The organism is Klebsiella sp. HMSC25G12 (assembly GCF_001807705.1).
In the GTDB taxonomy this organism is placed as follows: Bacteria; Pseudomonadota; Gammaproteobacteria; order Enterobacterales; family Enterobacteriaceae; genus Klebsiella; species Klebsiella variicola.
Map to the genome: position 1 here is coordinate 170809 of NZ_KV789908.1, position 16532 is coordinate 187340.

General features: G+C 58.8%; 17 protein-coding genes. 4 read left to right on the forward strand and 13 right to left on the reverse strand.

Features of this window, described 5'->3' with window-relative positions:
- Positions 1-30 precede the first annotated feature (30 nt).
- The 3 genes from HMPREF3096_RS19435 to HMPREF3096_RS19445 all read right to left on the reverse strand — a co-directional run bounded on the left by HMPREF3096_RS19435 (position 31) and on the right by HMPREF3096_RS19445 (position 4130).
- Entirely contained in the window at positions 31-867 is an 837-nt protein-coding gene (locus tag HMPREF3096_RS19435; RefSeq protein ID WP_012967934.1) for a shikimate dehydrogenase family protein, read from the reverse strand.
- 15 nt (positions 868-882) lie between these two features.
- Positions 883-2205 (reverse strand): MFS transporter, encoded by a 1323-nt coding sequence (locus tag HMPREF3096_RS19440; RefSeq protein ID WP_022066372.1) that lies wholly within the window; start codon positions 2203-2205, stop codon positions 883-885.
- A 71-nt stretch (positions 2206-2276) separates the two neighbouring features.
- On the reverse strand, positions 2277-4130 hold the full coding sequence (locus tag HMPREF3096_RS19445) for a bifunctional sugar phosphate isomerase/epimerase/4-hydroxyphenylpyruvate dioxygenase family protein (RefSeq protein ID WP_012541400.1): 1854 nt from the start codon (positions 4128-4130) through the stop codon (positions 2277-2279).
- Positions 4131-4256: 126 nt separating this feature from the next.
- Between HMPREF3096_RS19445 and HMPREF3096_RS19450 the strand changes: the two genes are divergently transcribed.
- Positions 4257-4895, forward strand: coding sequence for a TetR/AcrR family transcriptional regulator (locus HMPREF3096_RS19450; RefSeq protein WP_008804472.1), 639 nt, complete (start codon positions 4257-4259; stop codon positions 4893-4895).
- 17 nt (positions 4896-4912) lie between these two features.
- Here HMPREF3096_RS19450 and fumD read toward each other — a convergent pair whose 3' ends face one another.
- Positions 4913-5125 carry a fumarate hydratase FumD gene (fumD, locus tag HMPREF3096_RS19455; protein ID WP_012541399.1) on the reverse strand — a complete coding sequence of 71 codons (213 nt, stop codon included), beginning with the start codon at positions 5123-5125 and terminating at the stop codon, positions 4913-4915.
- A 236-nt stretch (positions 5126-5361) separates the two neighbouring features.
- On the reverse strand, positions 5362-5493 hold the full coding sequence (locus HMPREF3096_RS30985; RefSeq protein WP_004217210.1) for a hypothetical protein: 132 nt from the start codon (positions 5491-5493) through the stop codon (positions 5362-5364).
- 137 nt (positions 5494-5630) lie between these two features.
- Between HMPREF3096_RS30985 and pykF the strand changes: the two genes are divergently transcribed.
- Entirely contained in the window at positions 5631-7043 is a 1413-nt protein-coding gene (gene pykF, locus HMPREF3096_RS19460) for a pyruvate kinase PykF (protein ID WP_012541397.1), read from the forward strand.
- A gap of 312 nt (positions 7044-7355) precedes the next feature.
- Positions 7356-7592: a major outer membrane lipoprotein gene (locus HMPREF3096_RS19465; protein WP_007374746.1), complete on the forward strand. Its 237-nt coding sequence runs from the start codon at positions 7356-7358 to the stop codon at positions 7590-7592.
- A 61-nt stretch (positions 7593-7653) separates the two neighbouring features.
- On the opposite strand, the gene ldtE is transcribed toward HMPREF3096_RS19465, so the two are convergent.
- The 8 genes from ldtE to HMPREF3096_RS19505 all read right to left on the reverse strand — a co-directional run bounded on the left by ldtE (position 7654) and on the right by HMPREF3096_RS19505 (position 14936).
- Positions 7654-8640 (reverse strand): L,D-transpeptidase LdtE, encoded by a 987-nt coding sequence (ldtE, locus tag HMPREF3096_RS19470; RefSeq protein ID WP_064169307.1) that lies wholly within the window; start codon positions 8638-8640, stop codon positions 7654-7656.
- Positions 8641-8740: 100 nt separating this feature from the next.
- Positions 8741-9157, reverse strand: coding sequence for a cysteine desulfuration protein SufE (gene sufE / locus HMPREF3096_RS19475; RefSeq protein WP_008804468.1), 417 nt, complete (start codon positions 9155-9157; stop codon positions 8741-8743).
- Positions 9158-9168: 11 nt separating this feature from the next.
- Positions 9169-10389: a cysteine desulfurase SufS gene (sufS, locus tag HMPREF3096_RS19480; RefSeq protein ID WP_016161294.1), complete on the reverse strand. Its 1221-nt coding sequence runs from the start codon at positions 10387-10389 to the stop codon at positions 9169-9171.
- Positions 10386-11660: a Fe-S cluster assembly protein SufD gene (gene sufD / locus HMPREF3096_RS19485; RefSeq protein ID WP_064169308.1), complete on the reverse strand. Its 1275-nt coding sequence runs from the start codon at positions 11658-11660 to the stop codon at positions 10386-10388. The genes sufS and sufD overlap by 4 nt, the downstream gene beginning before the upstream one ends.
- A complete protein-coding gene (gene sufC / locus HMPREF3096_RS19490; RefSeq protein ID WP_004184415.1) occupies positions 11635-12381 on the reverse strand; it encodes a Fe-S cluster assembly ATPase SufC in 747 nt (248 codons plus the stop codon). The genes sufD and sufC overlap by 26 nt, the downstream gene beginning before the upstream one ends.
- 16 nt (positions 12382-12397) lie before the next feature.
- On the reverse strand, positions 12398-13885 hold the full coding sequence (gene sufB, locus HMPREF3096_RS19495; RefSeq protein WP_008804465.1) for a Fe-S cluster assembly protein SufB: 1488 nt from the start codon (positions 13883-13885) through the stop codon (positions 12398-12400).
- A 2-nt stretch (positions 13886-13887) separates the two neighbouring features.
- Positions 13888-14265, reverse strand: coding sequence for a Fe-S cluster assembly scaffold SufA (gene sufA / locus HMPREF3096_RS19500; protein WP_008804464.1), 378 nt, complete (start codon positions 14263-14265; stop codon positions 13888-13890).
- A gap of 473 nt (positions 14266-14738) precedes the next feature.
- A complete protein-coding gene (locus tag HMPREF3096_RS19505) occupies positions 14739-14936 on the reverse strand; it encodes a hypothetical protein (protein ID WP_004203090.1) in 198 nt (65 codons plus the stop codon).
- A gap of 379 nt (positions 14937-15315) precedes the next feature.
- Here HMPREF3096_RS19505 and lldD point away from each other — a divergent pair, with 379 nt between their 5' ends.
- Complete coding sequence (gene lldD / locus HMPREF3096_RS19510; RefSeq protein ID WP_008804462.1) at positions 15316-16500, forward strand: FMN-dependent L-lactate dehydrogenase LldD; 1185 nt, start codon at positions 15316-15318, stop codon at positions 16498-16500.
- Positions 16501-16532 lie beyond the last annotated feature (32 nt).

Genomic DNA, 16532 nt, shown 5'->3' on the forward strand with positions numbered 1-16532 from the left:
TAACGCTATATTACCCGGTTTGCCGTCGCGTCAGTAGCGAATTTCCGCCAGCACGCGCAGCTGCTCGGGGGTGGCTACCGGCAGGTCGAAAAAGCGCAGATAAGCGGGGATCATTTCAAACAACATGTCGGTCCCGCGCTGGATATGGCACTGTCGCGCCTGAGCGGCCCTCAGCAGCGGGGTGTACTCCTGGGTCATCACCACCTCCCCCACCCAGGTGCCTGGCGCCAGACGGTCAACGTCCAGCGGCAGCGGATCGCTGGCCTTCATCCCCAGCGGGGTGGCATTGACCACCAGCTCGTGTCCGACAGGGTCGTGCTGCATCAGGGTGATATCGAGCTGCGGATAGTGCTGATGCAGCCGTCCGGCGAGGGCGTGCGCCACCTCGGGCCGGGTATCGTACAGGGTCAGGGCGCTGACTCCCGCCGCCGCGAGAGAGGCGGCGATAGCCGATCCTACCCCGCCGCTGCCGACCACCAGCGCCCGCGTCCCCTGCGGATTAAACCCTTTACGACGCAGGCCCAGCACAAAGCCGTCGCCATCGAACATATCCCCGGAGAGGCTGCCGTCGGCCTCGCGACGGATGGCATTGCAGGCGCCAGCGATGGCCGCCGTCGGGCTCAGGCGCTGGACCAGATCGCAGGTGGCGATTTTATGCGGCATCGTCACCAGCGCGCCGATGATGTTGGTCATCGTAAACAGCGGCGGAATAAACGCGGCGTAGTCCTCCGGCCTGACCCCCATCGGCACCACCTTCACGTCCACCTGCTGGTCGACGAACCACGGGTTATAGATCATCGGCGCCTTAAAACTGGCGGTCGGATAGCCAAGGTGCGCTATCAGCCGCGTATTTCCACTAATCACCATGCCTTGCTCCTTTGCTTACTGCGATAACTCGATACGTTTGACGTCGCCGAGGATAAACAGATAGGCCACCACGCCCAGCAGCGCGGCGCCGCCGATGTAGATCAACGCGTAGAAGAAATTGCCGAACCCGGCAACGATAAAGCCGATCACCAGCGGGGTGAGGATCCCCGCGAGGTTGGCGCAGAAGTTAAACAGGCCGCCGGTCAGGCCGCCCAGCCCCTTCGGGGCAATATCGGAGATCAGCGTCCAGCCAAGCCCCACCATTCCCTGACCAAAAAAGGCAAACGACATCACCAGGATCACCGCCAGGTCGCTCTGCAGCCAGTTGGCGGTAATGATGCAGCTGGCCATCAGCAGACCGGCGACGATCGGCAGCTTACGGCCAAGGTTGGCCGACCCGGTGGCCTTGAGCAGTTTGTCGGAGATCCAGCCGCCAAACATCACCCCGCCCGCGGCGGCGACAAACGGCAGGATGGAGAAGAAGCCCACCTTCAGCCAGGGCATATGCCGCTCGGTGGCCAGCCAGGTCGGGAACCAGGTGAGAAAGAACACCAGCACGGTATTGCCGGCAAACTGGCCGATGCTGGCGCCGATGATCTGCCGCTTGCTCAGCAGCTGGCGGACCAGCGGCCAGCTGAACGCCACCTGCTGGTCCGTCGGGGCGCTCAGGCCGCCGCCGTTTTCGATATGCTCGCGCTCCTGCTGGCTGAGGTGCGGATCTTCATGCGGTTCGCGGTAGCAGCGCCACCACACCAGGGCAAACAGAATACCGACCGCGCCGACGCTGACGAACAGCACCCGCCAGCCAAAGCCGTCCATGATCCAGAACAGCAGCGGCGCAAAGCAGGCCAGCCCGAGGTATTCCCCTACCGTGTACACCGCTGTGGCTTTCGCCCGCTCATGCTGCGGGAACCAGGCGCTGACCACCCGGCTGTTGACCGGAAAGCACGGCGCTTCGCTAATGCCGAGTCCGAAGCGGCACAGCAACAGTGTTTTCAGCCCCACCGCCATGCCGTGGAACAGGGTAAACAGCGACCATAGGGTCAGCGACAGAAAATAGGTCACTTTGTTGCCAAAGCGGTCAAGGAACAGCCCGCCGGGGATCTGCGCCAGGGCATAGGTCCAGGCGAAGGCGGAAAAAAGGATACCCATGATCGCCGGGTCGATCCCCAGCTCACCGGTGAGCTTTGGGGCGGCGATCCCCAGCACGGTGCGATCGAGGTAGTTGATCATGGTACCAATGGCCAACAGCGCAAGGATGCCGATGCGCCGCCGGGAGCGGCGCACGGTGACGGCAGGCTGGGCGGCAGCCGTCGGGTTAGGGCTATATGAGCTCATAGTCAGTTCCTGTCTCGGGTACAGAGGATGTTGTTATTGTGTTTAAAGCATAATGAACCATTTGATTCGGGCTAACAATACTGCATCGCCGCCAGACGGACGGCGGCATTCGCCGCGCCATAGAGCGCGTAACCGGCCCGTCGTTCGGTTAATTCAAAGAAAAAGCGCCCGGCGGTAAAGGGGCGGGTATAAAGATGCAGGAAGGCCCCGCCCTGCGGATCGCGGTCGTAGAGGAGCTGCCGCCGCTGCAGTTGCCCAACGTCCAGCTCGCCGCCGAAGCGCGCCAGCAGATCGTCATAATAATTGGCCGGGATCGGCAGCGCATGGCGGGCAACGTCGGCAAGCTGGTCGCAGGTGGCCGGCAGATCGCGGCAGGCAAAGGCCGCATGCTGCAGCCCTGCCCCCTGGTAGCAGGCGACCGAGCGGGCAATCTGCGTCGCCCGGCTCTGCGAAATATTCAGCGCCAGACGGATATCGCCCTGCGGGCTGCGCACCGCCAGACTGCGCACCAGTCCATACGGGTCCGGCAGCGTCTGCTCATGCTCAAGGGTAAAACCAAACACCGTGCGGAAGAACATCACCCAGTTGTCGCGGCTGTCGGCCTCCATCCCCAGCGCCAGATGGTCGATACCGAGATAATCCTCGCGCACCGTCAGTCCGTCGCGCAGATGAAAATCGCGCTCATAGATCCCTTCCCCGGCCTCGATGAGATAGATAAGGCTACCGTCCGGGGCGCAGATCGCCGGGATCGGCGTTTCGTTCGGCCCGGCATCGCCCTGCCAGGTGGCATACCCCAGCGCCCGGGCGCGGGCCACAATCGGCGCACTGCGATCGACCCGCAGCGCCATGGCGCACAGCGATACGCCGTGGCGTTGATAGAAATGATCGGCCCAGCTGTGGGGCTGATGGTTGATGACGATCCGCGCCCCGCCGTTGCGCCACAGCGTCACCTGTTTGGAGCGGTGGCTTCCCTCGTGCTGAAAACCCAGCGCCTGCAGATGCTGCCCCAGGCGCTGCGCCTCGGCGGCGCTGGCGGCAAACTCGATAAACTCCAGCCCGTGATAGACCGGCAGCGGCGGCGGTGAAAACAGATCGGCATCGCACGTCGGGAGCCGACGGCGGGTTTGCTCCTCCAGCCACAGCAGCGAACGATAACCATCTTTGGCCGTCGCGCCGTTCGGCGAGGCGCGAAAACCGTCATTAAAGATCTCCAGCGACCAGGGGCCGCGATAGCCGCAGCGGGTGACCTGCTCGGCAAACGGCTCCAGCGGCAGCTCGCCCTGCCCGGGGAAGCAGCGGAAATGGCGACTCCATTCCAGGAGATCCATTTTCATGTACGGCGCATCGGCGAGCTGAACAAAGGTGATTTTCTCCACCGGTACCGACGGTAGCGCGTCCAGCGTGTCGCCGCGGGCCAGAATATGGAAGCTGTCGAGCACCAGGCCCAACGCCGGGCTGTCCACCCGCCGCACCCGCTCCCAGGCCTGCTGCCAGCGGTTCACATGGGTTCCCCAGGCCAGCGCCTCATAGCCGATGGTGATCCCCTCTTCTTCCGCCAGCGTGGCCAGCGCCCGCAGATCCGCGACCTGCAATTCGCTATCCGCCGAGCAGTCCGGCTGCACATTGCTGCACAGCAGCAGCGTGTCACAGCCCAGCTCGTGCATCAGGGCAAACTTGCGCCGAGCGCGGGCCATATTCGCCGCAAACTGCGCCCGGCTGGCGCCTTCAAAATCGCGAAAGGGTTGAAAAAGCGTGATTTTTAACCCTAAATCGGCGGCAAGCTGGCGGATTTCCGCCGGCGTCCCCGTATAATAGAGCAGATCGTTCTCGAAAATTTCCACACCCTGATAGCCCGCCGCCGCAATAGCGTGCAGCTTCTCAGGCAGGGTGCCGGAAATCGAAACGGTGGCGATAGAGCGCAGCATAAGGTCCTCGGGTCAACAACTGACGTGAGCCTTGAATATGTATCATTTGGTTCATTTGCGCCATACTAGGTTGCTAAATTGTGATCATTATGTGTATTTTTTGTCACCCAAGAAAAAGGAGTTGCCATGACCGTCGTTGCTCATGATGAAGCACAATCCCTGAAGGCGCGGATTTTCAGCGCCGCTATCGCTGTTTTTGCTGAACACGGGCTGTCAGGCGCCCGCATGGAGCAGATCGCCACCGAAGCGCAGACCACCAAGCGCATGGTGGTTTACTACTTCAAAAGCAAAGAGCAGCTCTATCAGGAGGTGCTGCAGTATGTGTATGCGCGGATCCGCGAAACCGAGCAGCAGCTGGGGCTGGAGAATGTGCCGCCGGTGGAGGCGCTGGTGCGGCTGGTGCGCTGGAGCGTGCGTTATCACGCCACCCACGCGGACTATATGCGGGTGATTTGCATGGAGAATATGCAGCGCGGCAAGTGGTTACAAACCTCGGGTGAACTGAAACCGCTGAATCGTACCGCCCTGTCGATTCTGGAAGACATTTTACAGCGCGGCCAGCAGCAAGGCGTCTTTCAGGCGGGGCTCGAAGCACGCGATGTGCACCGGTTAATCAGCAGCTTCAGCTTTTATCAGGTGTCGAACTTCTACACCTTCAGCAGCCTGTACCTTGACGATCCGTTGCCCGCCATCGACGACGAAGCGATGGTGGCCCACCACTGTGACATTGCCGTCCGGGCGGTGATCCGCTTCGTGATTTCCTGACCCGCCGGCGAAAGACGTTAATGCCCGGAAAGGGCGTGAATGACTTTCTCCATGGCCTCCACGGTGAGCGCCGAACGCTGAATTTTGGCGTTCGCCAGCGAGGTGCGCAGTACGCCGGCAATGACAATGTGTTTCGGCTCCTGGCCCAGGTCTCGCATTTCCAGCACCACTTTACCCACCACGCGGCACATTTCCTGGTACAGCTCGTCGTCTTTGGCTTTATTTCCCATCTGGTTTTGCTCGCACTTTATTATTATCAATCAATTCATTATTGATAGATTTTTTCCGCAACGCAAATTATCCCCGGCGGAATGGGCCAATGGCGCATTTTACTGGTTCATCACGCGAGAAAAAGCGCCTTCCGCTGCCCCTTTGCCTGCCCGGTGATGAAAAAATGTGTTGCGTACTTTTATGCATAACGTGCCGGTTTTGTTACGCGTTTTGTCCATAATTTGAAACGAGGTTTTTATTTTCCTTTTTGATTTCGGCAGCGTATAATGCGCTTCGATTCTTTCTTGAATGGTTTCAGCGCATTGGACTGCATGATAAAACGCATAACACCTTGCCACATTTCATGGGCTGAACCGCCAGCACACATTCTTCTGCACGCTCCGGGGTTGTCACCTATCCTTAGGGCGTGGCTTAGCAACTTTCGTAATACAGGTTTGGCTCCCCGGCAGTGCGCCCGCGGAGCGAGAATTCCATATCCTTCACAACTTAAAGACTAAAACTGTCATGAAAAAGACCAAAATTGTTTGCACCATCGGTCCGAAAACCGAATCTGAAGAGATGCTGACCAAAATGCTGGAAGCCGGCATGAACGTGATGCGTCTGAACTTCTCCCACGGTGACTATGCGGAACACGGTCAGCGCATCCAGAACCTGCGCAATGTGATGAGCAAAACCGGTAAGAAAGCCGCTATTCTGCTGGACACCAAAGGCCCGGAAATTCGTACCATCAAGCTGGAAGGCGGCAACGACGTCTCATTGAAAGCAGGCCAGACCTTCACCTTCACCACCGATAAATCCGTCGTCGGCAACAACGAAATCGTTGCAGTGACCTACGAAGGCTTCACGTCTGACCTCACCGTCGGCAACACCGTTCTGGTGGACGATGGCCTGATCGGCATGGAAGTGACGGCTATCGAAGGTAACAAAGTTATCTGTAAAGTGCTGAACAACGGCGACCTTGGCGAGAACAAAGGCGTAAACCTGCCGGGCGTCTCCATCGCCCTGCCGGCGCTGGCAGAGAAAGACAAACAGGATCTGATCTTCGGTTGCGAACAGGGCGTGGACTTTGTCGCGGCCTCCTTCATCCGTAAACGTTCCGACGTCGTCGAGATCCGTGAGCACCTGAAAGCCCACGGCGGCGAAAACATCCAGATCATCTCCAAAATCGAAAACCAGGAAGGCCTGAACAACTTCGACGAAATCCTCGAAGCTTCTGACGGCATCATGGTTGCTCGTGGCGACATGGGCGTTGAGATCCCGGTTGAAGAAGTTATCTTCGCCCAGAAAATGATCATCGAAAAATGTATCCGCGCGCGCAAAGTGGTTATCACCGCGACTCAGATGCTGGACTCCATGATCAAGAACCCGCGTCCGACCCGCGCTGAAGCCGGCGACGTGGCCAACGCCATCCTCGACGGTACCGATGCAGTGATGCTGTCCGGCGAATCCGCGAAAGGCAAATACCCGCTGGAAGCCGTCACCATCATGGCCACCATCTGCGAACGTACTGACCGCGTGATGACCAGCCGTCTGGACTTCAATAACGACAACCGTAAACTGCGCATCACCGAAGCGGTGTGCCGCGGCGCGGTAGAAACCGCTGAGAAACTGGAAGCGCCGCTGATCGTTGTCGCCACCCAGGGCGGTAAATCCGCACGCGCTGTGCGTAAATACTTCCCGGACGCCACCATCCTGGCCCTGACCACCAACGAAACCACCGCTCGCCAGCTGGTGCTGAGCAAAGGCGTTGTGCCGCAGCTGGTGGAAGAGATCGCCTCTACCGATGACTTCTATCATCTGGGCAAAGATCTGGCGCTGAAAAGCGGCCTCGCGCGTAAAGGCGACGTGGTGGTGATGGTTTCCGGCGCATTAGTGCCGAGCGGTACCACTAATACGGCTTCCGTACACGTGCTGTAATAATTTACAGGTTAATTGGTTTTTTTTAATAAAGCGCCTCTCGGGGCGCTTTTTTTTATTCATTGATTAGCTCTTCCTATTAAAAATGCAAATCGGAATTTACTATTTAATAAGAGATTATCTAAGATGAATCCGATGGAAGCGCGCTGTTTTCACTCGCCTTTTTCAGCGATTTTGTCCAATTCGATGCTTCTTTGAGCGAACGATCAAAAATAAGTGCGTTCAGGTAAAAAAAATATTCTCATCCCAAAAAACTTTGTGTAATACTTGTAACGCTACATGGAGATTAACTCAATCTAGAGGGTATTAATAATGAATCGTACTAAACTGGTACTGGGCGCGGTAATCCTGGGTTCTACTCTGCTGGCTGGTTGCTCCAGCAATGCTAAAATCGATCAGCTGTCTTCTGACGTTCAGACTCTGAACGCTAAAGTTGACCAGCTGAGCAACGACGTGAACGCAATCCGTTCCGACGTTCAGGCTGCTAAAGACGACGCAGCTCGCGCTAACCAGCGTCTGGACAACCAGGCTCACTCTTACCGTAAGTAAGAGTTCTGGTAATAAAAATGGCGCACTCTGTGCGCCATTTTTTTTGCCCTCAGCATGAGGGCTACTGGGTAAGCAGGCTGTTGTCTGACGGCGTGTTCTGCGCCGACAGCGTAGCTGGCGCACTCCCCGTCCCCGTGGACACCACCACCGGATATCCCGCCCTTCTCGACATCGCTTTTTTCAGCTGTGCATCATCGACCGCTTTATCCTCTGCGAAGGCGTGAAACGCCGCAGGCAGCGTGTAGGCGATGGTCCGGGTGTTTTCCCCTTCCGTCTGCGAAAGCGGCCTGTGGACCTCGACATAGCGTTTACCATCCGGTTCGACGGCAAACTTCACCGGCTGATTGATAATCCGTACCGGCGTCCCGGTTTTCACCTGGTTGAACAGCGCTTTGATGTCATCGGCGTTCATTCGCATACAGCCTGAGCTGACGCGTAAACCGACGCTGTCCGGCGCGTTGGTGCCATGAATCAGATATTCGCCGTTGCCATAGGCCAGACGCAGCGCGTAGCGCCCCAGCGGATTGTACGGCCCGGCCGGGACCACCGCTGGTAACGTCACCCCTTTCTCCAGCGAACGCGCCCGAATGCCCGCGGTGGGCGTCCAGGTCGGGTTGGGGATCTTCTGCCCGATGCGGGTGGTCATCTCAGGCGTTTCCAGCCCTAACTGGCCGATACCCAGCGGATAGACCTGCACCTGATTATCTCCCGGCGGGAAGTAATACAGCCGCAGTTCCGCAAGGTTGACGACAATCCCCTCTCGCGGTACGTCGGGGAGCAGCATCTGGGAGGGGATCAGGACCTGAGTACCTGGCTTCGGCTGCACCGGCGCGATGGTATCGTTGGCTTCGAGGATCAGCATCGCCGCGGTATCGAAATGGCGGGCGATCGCCTGCAGGTTGCGGTCTCCCTCCTGTACGGTCCAGTACTGGTTCTGGCCAATCAGCCGGCTGTTGGCGGGAGGAAGCGGGTAGTCGACGGCCCAGGCGGCCGAGGAGGCGCCAAGCGCGCTGAGAAGGGCTAAGGTGATCATCGTTTTGCGTTTCATACTGAGATTCCTTCTTTCGCTGATAAAACGCCAGGAGACTGAACGGCGGCAGGAGCAGAACCCCTACCGGACGTAACAGAATGAAATCTACCTGTTTATTCTAGCTAATATTTGCGGCTTTCGCGCGGATCGCACGGATCATGGCTTCAAGCCCTTGCGAGCGGGAAGGCGTCAGGTGTTGGGTGAGCGCCATTTTTTCAAACCACGGGCGCACATCGAACTCGATGATATCCTGGGCGGTCATCCGATCATAAAGGATAAACACCACCGCAATCAGCCCTTTGACGATCGCCGCATCGCTGTCACCGCGCAGGGTGATAACGCCGGAGGGGTCCTGCGCCATCACAATCCACACCTGGCTTTGGCAGCCCTGAATAATGTTCTGCACGCTATGTTCTTCCGGGCTTAGCGGCGCCAGCCGCTGGCCCAGCTCAATGATATAGAGATACTTCTCTTCCCAGTTGGCGCAACGGCTAAAATTGCGCAACAGTTTGTCTTTGTCTGGTAGTGCCGCCATCGTCACGTCCTTTACCCTAATAATTTGTGGATCCGCTGCAGGCCGGCCACCAGGCGGTCCACCTCTTCCGTGGTATTGTACATCGCCAGCGAGGCCCGACACATAGCCGGTACCTGATACCGGGCCATCAGCGGCATGGCGCAGTGGTGCCCGGTTCGCACCGCGATACCGTAGTTGTCGAGGAAGCTGCCGACGTCATAGGCGTGATGCTGGCCGAGGTTAAAGGCGATCACCCCTTTGCGCTGCGCCGGCCCGTAGAGGATCAGATCCGGCACGGCGCGCAGAGCCTCCAGCGCATAGCGCATCAGGGTCTGCTCGTACTCCGCGATCTGCGTCAGCCCCAGTTGGCTGACGTAGGTCAGCGCCGCGCCGAGGCCAATGATCCCCCCGGTATTCGGCGTACCGGCCTCAAAGCGCCACGGCGCCCGGTTCCAGGTGGTGCCTTCCGTCAGGCTGACGGTGGCGATCATCGACCCGCCGCCTTCCCATGGCGCCATCGCCTGCAGTAGCTCGGAACGGCCATAGAGCACGCCGATCCCGGTCGGGCCATACAGCTTGTGTCCGGAGAAGACGTAGAAATCGCACCCCAGCGCCTGCACATCTACCGGGTGGTGCATCACCGCCTGAGCGCCATCCACCAGCACTTTCGCGCCATGCTGATGCGCAAGGGCAATCAGCGCCGCCAGCGGGTTTTCCGTCCCCAGCACGTTGGAGACCTCGGTTATCGCCAGCAGGCGGGTGCGCGTGTCAAACAGTCCCGGGACAACATCCAGTTGCAGGGTGCCGTCCGGGTTCAGGGGGATCACCCGCAGCTCAGCCCCGACGCGGGCGCACAGCATCTGCCACGGCACAATGTTGGCGTGGTGCTCCATTTCGCTGATGATGATGTTATCCCCGGCGCCGACGTTGGCGTTTCCCCAGCTGTTGGCCACCAGGTTGATACCCTCGGTGGTGCCGCGGACGAACACCACTTCCTCCGCCGACCCGGCGTTAAGGAAGGTGGCCGCCTGCTGACGCACGGCTTCCATCCGCGCGGTGGCTTCCGCGCTGAGGGTATGGATGCCGCGGTGCACCGCCGCGTAGCCGTGGCGATAGAATTCCGCTTCGGCGCCGATCACCGCCTCCGGCTTCTGGGCACTGGCGGCGCTGTCGAGATAGGCCAGTGGCTGACCGTTGACCTCCCGGTTCAGTACCGGAAAATCGGCGCGAACCCGTTCTACTGAAAATGTCATACAGTGCCTCCCGGCAAATGCTGTCCAATCCGCGCCAGCACCTGCTCTCTGAGCGCATCGCTGCGGATAGCCTCGGTGAGCTCGGCGGCGAAGGCGTAGAGGATCATCTGCTGCGCCGCCTGCTGTTCGATACCGCGCGAGCGCAGATAGAACAGCTGTTCTTCATCAATGCGCCCGACGGTCGCCCCGTGGCTGCATTTCACGTCATCGGCGTAAATCTCCAGCTGCGGTTTGGTGTCGACCTCCGCCAGCCGCCCAAGCAGCAGATTGTTATTGGTCATCTGGCCGTCGGTTTTCAGCGCGTGCGGCGCGACGTTGATCAGCCCGTTAAACACCGCCCGACCCTTATCGCTGACGATGGTTTTGTGCAGCTGGCGGCTGTTGCAGTAGCCAACCTGATGGTCGAGCCAGGTGCGGCTGTCGCAGACCTCATTTTTCACCGGCATCGCCAGCGAATTGAGGCGCAGATTGCTGTTTTCACCGCCCAGGCGGGTGCTGGTGTGATGACGCAGCACCTGCCCGCCGAGCAGGAAACTGCTGCTGAAGGCCGAGGCGTCGCGGCCCAGCAGCAGGTCGTTATGGGCGAAGTGGTAGCTGAGCGCGTTCTCAAACGCCAGCTTGATATGCTGGAGGTGCGCGTTATCGGCCACCGTCATGGTCAGTCGCCCGCCGGTGAAGTGCGGCTGCTCATTGAGGCTCAGGTAATGTTCGACCACGGTCGCCTCCGCCCCGCTTTCCAGCGCCAGGTGATGGCGATAGTGGGCGGTATTCAGCGCATCGCCGGCCAGACCGCGGGTGATATGCATCAGCAGCAGCGGCTTATCCAGGCGGCGGTTGCGCGGTACGCGAAGGCGGGTCACCGTCTGCGCCAGGCTTTCGGTCAGATGGAGAAACACCTCCGGATGCAAAGCATCCGGCAGATGCTGGCGTTGGTTATCGACGCTGACCTCCACGCCGCTGGCGGCGAGATCGTCGCTCAGCTCAGGATGATAGCGGCCATCGATAAACACCAGCCGCCAGGCGTCCAGCGGCAGCGCCAGCGCATCACGCTGTTCAGCGCTGAGCGATGCCCCCTCGTCGGCGACAAAGTGACCGTTGAGTAGCGCATCCAGCGGGGTGTATTTCCAGTCCTCGTGCTTACGTGTCGGCAGCCCCAGGCGCAGCAGCTGCTGCAGATGCTGGGTGGCCTCCGCCGTACGCTGGCCGCCCTGCGCTTCAAACAGGTGGTGCCACTGCTGCAGCGCGTTACTGCTGTTCGGTAAGCCAGCCATAGCCCTGCTCCTCCAGCTGTTTGACGAGGGTGAAATCCCCCGACTTCACAATCCGCCCCTGATACAGAACATGGACGTAGTCCGGCTTGATATAGTCAAGAATGCGCTGATAGTGGGTGACAATGATGAAGGCGCGTTTGCCGTCGCGTAGCGAGTTGACACCTTCCGAGACAATCTTCAGTGCATCAATATCCAGCCCGGAATCTGACTCATCAAGAATGCACAGCTCCGGCTCCAGCACCGCCATTTGCAGAATATCGTTACGCTTTTTCTCCCCGCCGGAGAAGCCAACGTTCACCGAGCGGGTCAGCAGATCTGCCGGCATCTGCAGCAGCCTGATTTTCTCTTCCATCAGATCCTGGAAGTCGAAGCGATCCAGCGGCTCCTGGCCGCGATAGTTGCGCACGGCATTCAGCGCGGTCTGCAGGAAGAACTGGTTGCTGACGCCGGGAATTTCCACCGGATACTGGAAGGCCATAAAGATACCTTCTCCGGCGCGATCTTCCGGGGCAAGTTCCAGCAAGTCTTTACCCTTAAATTCGACGCGGCCGCCGGTCACCTCGTAATCCTCACGCCCGGCCAGGGTGGCCGAAAGCGTACTTTTCCCCGAGCCGTTTGGCCCCATAATGGCGTGGACCTCCCCCGGGCGCACCTCAAGGTTCAGCCCGCGCAGGATCGCTTTATCTTCGACGGCGACGTGTAAATCTTGAATACTTAACATCTTTTTTCCTTAATTATCAGCCGACGCTATGTTCAAGGCTAATGGCCAGCAATTTTTGCGCTTCGACGGCGAACTCCAGCGGCAGTTCGGAGAAGACGTCTTTACAGAAACCGTTGACGATCATCGAGATGGCATCGTCTTCGCTGATCCCGCGCTGTAAACAGTAGAACAGCTGATCTTCGCCAATCCGCGAAGTGGTCGCTTCATGTTCCAGCTGGGCGCTGTTGTTGCGGCATTCCACATACGGGAAGGTATGCGCCCCGCAGTCCGGGCCGATCAGCATCGAATCGCACTGGGTGAAGTTGCGGGCATTGGTGGCGGTCGGCATGATTTTGACCAGCCCGCGATAGCTGTTCTGGCTGTGTCCGGCGGAGATCCCTTTCGAGATGATGGTCGAGCGGGTGTTCTTGCCGATATGGATCATTTTGGTGCCGGTGTCCGCCTGCTGGTGACCGCTGGTCAGCGCTACCGAGAAGAATTCGCCGATCGAGTTATCGCCGCGCAGGATGCAGCTGGGGTATTTCCAGGTGATGGCCGAGCCGGTTTCCGACTGGGTCCATGACATCTTGCTGTTCTCCCCTTCGCACAGCGCGCGCTTGGTGACGAAGTTGAGAATGCCGCCGGTGTTGTTGTCGCCGGGGAACCAGTTCTGCACCGTGGAGTATTTCACTTCCGCATCTTTATGGATGATGACTTCAACGACCGCCGCATGCAGCTGATAGCTGTCGCGCACGGGCGCCGAGCAGCCCTCAATATAGCTGACGTAGCTGCCTTCATCGGCCACCAGAATGGTGCGTTCAAACTGCCCGGTCTTTTCGGCGTTGATGCGGAAATAGGTCGACAGCTCCATCGGGCAGCGGACGCCCTTCGGCACATAGATAAAGGTGCCATCCGAAGCCACCGCGGCGTTCAGCGCGGCGAAGAAGTTGTCATTGCCTGGCACCACGGTACCCAGATACTTTTTCACCAGTTCCGGATGGTCGTGGATCGCCTCGCCGAAAGAACAGAAGATGATCCCCTGCTCCGCCAGCTTTTCGCGGTAGGTGGTCGCCACCGACACGGAGTCGAATATGGCGTCCACCGCCACCTCGCGCCCTTCACGTACCGGCACGCCCAGCTGGTTAAAGGCTTCTTCCACCTCGCTGGTCAGGAAGGTGTTGGCCCCGGTCTGCTGCACCGCGCCCGGCTCTGAAGCGCAGGTCTCATCGCAGTTGCCGCAGGAGGGGGCGGAATAGTAGCTGTAGTCCTGATAATTCAGCTTATCGTAATGCGCCTTCAGCCAGTGCGGCTCCTCCATCTCCAGCCATGCCCGGAAAGCATTGAGCCGAAACTCCAGCATCCACTGCGGCTCATTGCGACGGGCGGAAATGGCCCGGACCACCTCTTCATTAATCCCTTTGGCCAGCTCATCGGTCTGCAGCCGGGTGAAAAAGCCCTCTTTATAATTGAGCGGGCCGCCGGTCCAGGTTTTGACATCGTCAGTTGCTTCAGTATTACGCGACATAGTTACTCCGCCTGCACCCCAAAACTTTCGCCACAGCCGCACTCGTGCTGCGCTTTCGGGTTATGAAATTTAAAGATTTCATTTAAACCTTCCCGGACGTAATCGAGCTCCGTGCCGTCAATGAACGGCATCGCCTGCAGCGGCGCCCACAGTTTCGCCCCGTCATGTTCAAAGAGCAGATCGTCGGCTGCCGGCTCGGCAATCATTTCGAGCACATAGCCAAAACCGGCGCAACCGCTGGTTTTTATCCCCAGCCGCAGCCCTTTTTTGTCCGGTTGCTTGCGCATCAGATCGCGAATATGCGCGGCAGCGGCCGGCGTCATGGTCAGTCCCTGCCAGCTAAAATCGGCGGGATTAAAGGTTCCTGCTTGTACTTCCATCGATAGACCTCCAGGTTGGCGCCATCAAGGCATACCGCCATGTTAGTGATAATGATTATCACTTCAACCCATCTGCAGCAGGGGTATTGCCCCATTTAGCGCTTTTTATAAGCATAGACCCTCGCCCGGGGATTATCAGGGTGTGCAGGGTGAACTTAATCTTTTGATTTATAATATGTTATTCTGAAATCGTTCTATATTCGCACGCAATGGTAAAGATGTATCGAAAATACCGATTTATGCAATAGCAGATGACCCGGTTCCTGTTTATCGCACAGCCTGGAGAAGGAAAAGTGACAGTGTCACCTAAAGGCCAACAAGGCCGAGAAGGCGCAGGTCCGGTGGTCAGGATAAGAAAGCGCCAGTCCGTGACGCTTTCAGAAAGCAACAATCGCCGCTCGCCAGGCCGCGATCCAGGGAATGAAAACTGTGATGAAACGGGTAAATGGATTGCCAGGCAGGGTAGCGGTTGGCTAGGTGCCTTTTCTGACCAGGCGGGCGGCCTGAACAAAAACCTCATCTTCCACCCCGTCCCCCTTCTGTCTGCCCAGTCTCACCAGTTCATCCACGATACTCCCCTGATTAATCTGCTTCTGTGTAGCCACTAAGCTAATGACCGCCGCGCCGATGGCCATGCCAATCAATGCCGTTTGTTCATCTTTATCTTTCATGGTGTCGCTCCGTCTGTCCTCCAGAGAAAGGCTAGCAAAAGATACCACCAGCTCAATTTCAAATTCATCTTCTTTACACCTCCCGGAAAACCCAGACGCCGCGCTGACCTCTCCTTCCCCCTGGTGGCGATGGCGCAAAGCGCTGTCGCCTCATACCGGGTCTTTATTTTGCCAGCTTCACGTTGCGCGGAAATAAATAAAAATAACGCGCGCGCCGAAGAGTAAAAAAAGGAAATAACAGCCTCAGCGATAAAACCAGATTATTCCAGCAGGGAATAGCTGGGATGCTAATATTTCATTTCCCCACCGGTTTTTAGAAGCCTATAGTTTTTTTGCCTGCAGAACATCCACTTAGGTTAAAAGACATAAGGACATAATAATGATTGTTTCAGCCCCCAGCGATTATCGCGAAGCCGCTCGTCGCCGTCTGCCCCGCTTCCTTTTCGATTATATTGACGGTGGCGCGGTGGCGGAAAATACCATGAACGCCAACGCCACCGAGCTTGCTTCGGTAGCCCTTCGCCAGCGCGTGCTGTGCGGGGCGGGCGAACCGACGCTGGCCACCACGATCCTTGATGCCTCATGGGCGATGCCCGTGGCGCTGGGGCCGGTCGGCGCCACCGGGATGTACGCCCGCCGCGGCGAAGTTCAGGCGGCCCGCGCCGCCTCCCGCGCCGGGATCCCGTACACCCTGTCCACGGTGTCGGTCTGCTCCATTGAAGAGGTGGCGAGCCAGGCCAGCGGCGCACTCTGGTCCCAGCTGTACGTGCTGAAAGATCGCGGCTACATGCGTAATGCGCTGGAGCGCGCGTGGGCCGCCGGCATGAAAACCCTGGTATTCACCGTCGATATGCCGATCCCCGGCTCGCGGTATCGGGATAATCGATCAGGCATGTCCGGGCCGCACGCCACCCTGCGACAGTATCTCCAGGCCTGTACTCATCCACGCTGGGCAATGAACGTCGGGCTGGCGGGCAGGCCCCTGTCGTTCGGTAATATAGAAGCCTACACCGGCCACAAAATGACCATGGACGACTACATGGGGTTCATCAGCAACAACTTCGACCCGTCCATCGCCTGGCACGATCTGGAGTGGATCCGCGACAGCTGGCAAGGGAAATTAATCATCAAAGGGATCCTCGATGCCGACGATGCGCGCAATGCCGTACGCCTCGGCGCCGATGGCATTGTGGTGTCGAATCATGGCGGCAGACAGCTCGATGGCGCCATCCCCACTGCCCGGGCGCTACCAAGGGTGGTGGATGCGGTCGGCGACGATCTGACGGTGCTTGCTGATTCCGGGGTGCGCTCCGGCGTGGACGTCATTCGCCTGCTGGCCCTCGGCGCGAAGGGCGTGCTGCTCGGGCGGGCCTATATTTATGCCCTGGCCGCGGCGGGCGAAGCGGGCGTGGCGCATCTGCTGCGCTTATTTGCCGAGGATATGAAGGTCACCATGACCCTCACCGGCGCAACCTCGCCATCGGCCATCAGCCTCGATTGCCTTGACCGTCTCGAACAGGATCAACATCGCACTCATGCGGTGCCGGTATCCTTACCCGCCTGACGCTGCCCAGGGCCGGGCCTGACCGCGTTTAT

Coding starts and splice junctions, on each gene's coding strand:
- HMPREF3096_RS19435 (WP_012967934.1), bottom strand. CDS start 867: ATGGTGATTAGTGGAAATACGCGGCTGATAGCGCACCTTGGCTATCCG.
- HMPREF3096_RS19440 (WP_022066372.1), bottom strand. CDS start 2,205: ATGAGCTCATATAGCCCTAACCCGACGGCTGCCGCCCAGCCTGCCGTC.
- HMPREF3096_RS19445 (WP_012541400.1), bottom strand. CDS start 4,130: ATGCTGCGCTCTATCGCCACCGTTTCGATTTCCGGCACCCTGCCTGAG.
- HMPREF3096_RS19450 (WP_008804472.1), top strand. CDS start 4,257: ATGACCGTCGTTGCTCATGATGAAGCACAATCCCTGAAGGCGCGGATT.
- fumD (WP_012541399.1), bottom strand. CDS start 5,125: ATGGGAAATAAAGCCAAAGACGACGAGCTGTACCAGGAAATGTGCCGC.
- HMPREF3096_RS30985 (WP_004217210.1), bottom strand. CDS start 5,493: ATGTGTGCTGGCGGTTCAGCCCATGAAATGTGGCAAGGTGTTATGCGT.
- pykF (WP_012541397.1), top strand. CDS start 5,631: ATGAAAAAGACCAAAATTGTTTGCACCATCGGTCCGAAAACCGAATCT.
- HMPREF3096_RS19465 (WP_007374746.1), top strand. CDS start 7,356: ATGAATCGTACTAAACTGGTACTGGGCGCGGTAATCCTGGGTTCTACT.
- ldtE (WP_064169307.1), bottom strand. CDS start 8,640: ATGAAACGCAAAACGATGATCACCTTAGCCCTTCTCAGCGCGCTTGGC.
- sufE (WP_008804468.1), bottom strand. CDS start 9,157: ATGGCGGCACTACCAGACAAAGACAAACTGTTGCGCAATTTTAGCCGT.
- sufS (WP_016161294.1), bottom strand. CDS start 10,389: ATGACATTTTCAGTAGAACGGGTTCGCGCCGATTTTCCGGTACTGAAC.
- sufD (WP_064169308.1), bottom strand. CDS start 11,660: ATGGCTGGCTTACCGAACAGCAGTAACGCGCTGCAGCAGTGGCACCAC.
- sufC (WP_004184415.1), bottom strand. CDS start 12,381: ATGTTAAGTATTCAAGATTTACACGTCGCCGTCGAAGATAAAGCGATC.
- sufB (WP_008804465.1), bottom strand. CDS start 13,885: ATGTCGCGTAATACTGAAGCAACTGACGATGTCAAAACCTGGACCGGC.
- sufA (WP_008804464.1), bottom strand. CDS start 14,265: ATGGAAGTACAAGCAGGAACCTTTAATCCCGCCGATTTTAGCTGGCAG.
- HMPREF3096_RS19505 (WP_004203090.1), bottom strand. CDS start 14,936: ATGAAAGATAAAGATGAACAAACGGCATTGATTGGCATGGCCATCGGC.
- lldD (WP_008804462.1), top strand. CDS start 15,316: ATGATTGTTTCAGCCCCCAGCGATTATCGCGAAGCCGCTCGTCGCCGT.